Source organism: uncultured Cetobacterium sp., assembly GCF_947039425.1.
GTDB lineage: Bacteria > Fusobacteriota > Fusobacteriia > Fusobacteriales > Fusobacteriaceae > Cetobacterium_A.
This window is the reverse complement of record NZ_CAMQYW010000188.1, coordinates 1-3901: the sequence shown is the minus strand read 5'-3', so window position 1 is coordinate 3901 and position 3901 is coordinate 1. Positions and strand designations below refer to the sequence as shown.

The window sequence follows — 3901 nt, the reverse complement described above, 5'->3', positions numbered from 1 at the left end:
AATATGCCTCATTATGAATATATAACATTAATTAATAAAAGAATTGAAAGAAAATTATTAAAAAAGTCAACTTTATAAAGATTAGCCTAAAGAGAGGATGCTATTCTCTCATTTATCTGGCTTTGAGTTAACTTTTTAGGATTACTTTTCTATGCACTTAGTCTTAATTAATCTAGGAAAAGAAATATGTGCAAGTCTAGATGATGGTTATTTTGTTTTACCTAAAGTTGTATCTCTTTTAACTGCTGTTGTATCAATGGTTCAAATTATATTTTTTTCAGAAACAGTTGTTGTTATTATGTCTACTAAAATTCCTTCTTCTTATAGAATTATAAATAAATTATAATAATTTGAATTATAGTAAAATAAATTATATAATATATTTCATTATATAAAATTTATAAATAGATAAAAAGATCTGAAAAATGTTAAATAAAGAATTAGGGAGAGAGCATATGAAAAAACCAATTATTGGAATTACCTCTGCTCATGAAAAAGAAGAGGGACTTAGAAACTACTATAGATCAACTGTAAGTATTGACTATTCAAAAGCTATTATTTCAAGTGGAGGTATTCCTATTATTCTCCCCGTTACTGATAATGAAGATATAATAAAATCACATATTGAACTTCTTGATGGACTAATTCTTTCTGGAGGAGCTGATCTTAATCCTCTTTTATATGGAGAGGATTTTCAAGAAAAAAATGGTATAATTTCTCCAGAACGTGATACCTACGAACTTCTTTTACTTAAATATTTTACTAAAACAAATAAACCAATATTAGGAGTATGTAGAGGAATGCAAATTTTAAATGTTTTTTTTAAGTGAAAAATAAGCTTCTATGCCCGATAGCAAGGTATTTGGACCGTCTATTATGACAAACTCTTTTCATCATCAAAGTATTAAGGATTTAGGAAAAGGATTTGAAATTACAGGAGAAACTTCTGATGGGATAATTGAAGCTATTGAATCTAAAGAAAACTGTTTTTATATGGGAGTTCAATGGCATCCTGAAATGATGATAGCAAGAGGAAATAAGAATATGAAAAAAGTATTTGATCTATTTATTGAGAAAGCTAAATATTAAATAAAAGTATTAAAAAAATAGATACATAAATTTATAAAAGGAGAAAAGAAATGGCAAAAGGTTATGACGAACATATTGAAAGAAAAAATAAGGTGAATAGTTTTGGTAGAGAGCTAACAAGACGTGCTAAATCAAAATGTGAGCTTTGTGAGGCTACTGGAGTAAGTTTAAGTGTTTATGAAGTACCACCTGTAAAAGGAGATCCAGAAATAGAAAGATGTATTTTTATCTGTGATGAGTGTAGAGATAAAATTGATAGAATAAAAAAAGCTAAAGAGAATGATTTTAGATTTTTAACTAATTCCATTTGGAGTGAAGTTCCAATGGTTAAAGGATTTTCTATTGTTTTGCTTAGAGAGATGGCTAAAAAGTACTCTTGGGCTGAACAAGTTATAGAAGATCTTTATATTGATGAAGAAACAGAGGAGATAATAAAGAACATAAATTTATTTTAAAGTTTTTTAAGGAATATAACAGAAAAAGAGCAAGAAGTATTTGAACTTCTTGCTCTTTTTGTTTTTATAAAAAATTATAGACTAAGTGCTTGTTTTATTGAATCAGCACTTTCAGTCTCAGAAATAGAGGTATTAAAATAATATGATAGGTAGATAAATAAAAATGCTCCTAAAATAAATAATATAAGAAATAATCTATTTCTATTCATAAAAATTCACCCACTTTTTATATTTAATATTAAATTTTGTTGACTCTAGATTTCTTTGTTATACACCTATTTAATATAAAATGCAAACTTTATATTTAAAAAATTATAGGGAAAGAATAAATGAGCAAATAGAAAACTTAAAAAAGAAAAATGTAAATGAAATGATTGATGGAGAGAAAGACATCTACGGAATATCACTTTATACATGGGCTGTATTTACAGGAGAACAAGATAATAAAAAAAAGTCAAAGCAATTATGCTTTGACTAAATTAATTATCTAACTGTTACGATATTTGAAGCTTGAGGACCTTTATCACCTTGAGTAATATCAAAAGTAACATTGTCTCCTTCTGTTAATTTCTTAAATCCTTCTGTTTGAATTTGAGAGAAGTGTGCAAAAACATCTTTCCCATCTTCAGCTGTTATAAAACCAAACCCTTTATCATCATTAAACCATTTTACTGTACCTTTCATATAGATACCTCCATTATTTTAATTTGCAATAATTTTACAAATTTTTAATTTTTTCTCAAAATAAGAAGGTTTTCTAAGATACTTCCTAAAATATACCTGTTTATTACAATCTGAAATTAAAACTCATATAACTAACTACTTATGATTAAGTATATACTATTTAAAAACATTTGTAAAGCTTTTTATAATTTTAAATGAAACTTGATTAATATTTATAATTTATTATATGAAAATGGGGAAATATTTAAAGTTTATTATTATTGATACATTGTATATAGTTGTTATATTGTTTATATTGTTATGTACAAAAAAAAACGACAAAAAACACCATTTTAGCCCTTGATTTTATTGGGTTTATATAGCAAAAATTAGATGCAAATTAACTAGGGTTACTTTACAAATTAACTAGGGCTATCTGCTAAATTAACTAGGGTTACTTTATAAAATACAAACATATTAGGGTTAGTTTTGCCAATACAAATTAACTAGGGTTAGTTTTTCTTAAAAAAGTTGTTGATTTTTTAAGAAAAAGCAGATATTATATAAAAATACAAATTAACTAGGGTTAGTTTTAGATAAAAAAAGTTTTTTACCCCTAACTAATTTGCATAATATAAACTTTTATTTGGGAGGAGTATAGTGTTAAAAAAAATAGAAAATAACAGTTGGTTTGAAGATGAAATTATTGATACTCCTCCAACAGAATATATAGAGGAAAATATCTTTGTTGATGAAAATTTTATAAAAAATAAAGAGTTAATTAGAATGGATATGAATTTGATTCAATCTCCAATTTTTTCTAAAAATACTAAGAAAAAAGTAAATCAAGTTGTCACATATTTCTTTAATAGAAATCGTGATACATATATTAAAGTGACTCCTAGTGCTGGAGATTATATTCCTGGTGAAGGAGAAGAGAAGATTTTTATAGCCTTAATGCAAATTATGAAAGAAAGAGGGATGCCTCAAAAATTTATGGTCACTCTTTCTGATTTAAAAAATAAATTAAAGATGAATACTAAAGCTTATAGTTCAATTATAAAAAACTCTCTAATTAGATTAGCTACAACAAATTATGCTTTTAAGAATACTCTGTATTCAAGTAGTTTAAAAGGTGTATTTGGTGAGGAAATAATAACAACTATGTTCTCTATGAAGGTTATAACTCTTTCTTTAAAAGAAAATAAAAAATATAGAGATATTATATTGGATAAAAGAATAAAAGAAATTTATGAAATTAATATTTCAGACCATTTCTATAAAAATATTATTGAAAAAGGATATTTAGTATATAATGGAAATACTCTCTTAAATATAGATTCAAGTACAGCTAGAACAATATATATGCTTATTGAAAAATTAAGATTTGATAGATTATATTTAAAAATAGATACAATATATTTAATTAAAAGAATTCCTTTAAAATATGTTAAAAGAACTCTTTCTATAACAATAAAAACTCTTGAAAAGGCATTTGAAGAGTTAGTAAATAAAGAGTTAATTTCTAATTTTAATTTTATAAAAGAATCAACTTGGGAAAATTCTGAAATAGAAATAAATTTTCCAGAAAGTTCCAATGATGAAAAATTAAATAGATTTTATGAAGATAGAAATGATTGGAGAAAAATTCAAACATCCCTTCCTGTATTAAGTGGAACAGTTAATACTCTTTT

General features: G+C 24.8%; 6 protein-coding genes. 5 read left to right on the top strand and 1 reads right to left on the bottom strand.

Annotation, left to right across the window (positions count from 1 at the left end; translation table 11 throughout):
- Positions 1 to 151: 151 nt before the first annotated feature.
- The 4 genes from Q0V09_RS08825 (at position 152) to Q0V09_RS08810 (ending at position 1544) form a co-directional block, all read left to right on the top strand.
- A complete protein-coding gene (locus Q0V09_RS08825; protein ID WP_297488649.1) occupies positions 152 to 346 on the top strand; it encodes a hypothetical protein in 195 nt (64 codons plus the stop codon).
- A gap of 109 nt (positions 347 to 455) precedes the next feature.
- Positions 456 to 830 (top strand): gamma-glutamyl-gamma-aminobutyrate hydrolase family protein, encoded by a 375-nt coding sequence (locus tag Q0V09_RS08820; protein ID WP_297488645.1) that lies wholly within the window; start codon positions 456 to 458, stop codon positions 828 to 830.
- 13 nt (positions 831 to 843) lie between these two features.
- Positions 844 to 1089, top strand: a complete 246-nt coding sequence (locus Q0V09_RS08815; RefSeq protein ID WP_297488641.1) for a gamma-glutamyl-gamma-aminobutyrate hydrolase family protein — start codon at positions 844 to 846, stop codon at positions 1087 to 1089.
- 50 nt (positions 1090 to 1139) lie between these two features.
- Complete coding sequence (locus Q0V09_RS08810) at positions 1140 to 1544, top strand: PhnA protein (RefSeq protein WP_297488638.1); 405 nt, start codon at positions 1140 to 1142, stop codon at positions 1542 to 1544.
- A gap of 483 nt (positions 1545 to 2027) precedes the next feature.
- Here Q0V09_RS08810 and Q0V09_RS08805 read toward each other — a convergent pair whose 3' ends face one another.
- Entirely contained in the window at positions 2028 to 2228 is a 201-nt protein-coding gene (locus Q0V09_RS08805) for a cold-shock protein (RefSeq protein WP_297488635.1), read from the bottom strand.
- Positions 2229 to 2867: 639 nt separating this feature from the next.
- On the opposite strand from Q0V09_RS08805, the gene Q0V09_RS08800 reads away from it, so the two are divergent.
- The coding region (locus Q0V09_RS08800) for a hypothetical protein (RefSeq protein WP_297488632.1) at positions 2868 to 3901 on the top strand (1034 nt) is incomplete at its 3' end.

Coding starts and splice junctions, on each gene's coding strand:
- Q0V09_RS08825 (WP_297488649.1), top strand. CDS start 152: ATGCACTTAGTCTTAATTAATCTAGGAAAAGAAATATGTGCAAGTCTA.
- Q0V09_RS08815 (WP_297488641.1), top strand. CDS start 844: ATGCCCGATAGCAAGGTATTTGGACCGTCTATTATGACAAACTCTTTT.
- Q0V09_RS08810 (WP_297488638.1), top strand. CDS start 1,140: ATGGCAAAAGGTTATGACGAACATATTGAAAGAAAAAATAAGGTGAAT.
- Q0V09_RS08805 (WP_297488635.1), bottom strand. CDS start 2,228: ATGAAAGGTACAGTAAAATGGTTTAATGATGATAAAGGGTTTGGTTTT.
- Q0V09_RS08820 (WP_297488645.1), top strand. CDS start 456: ATGAAAAAACCAATTATTGGAATTACCTCTGCTCATGAAAAAGAAGAG.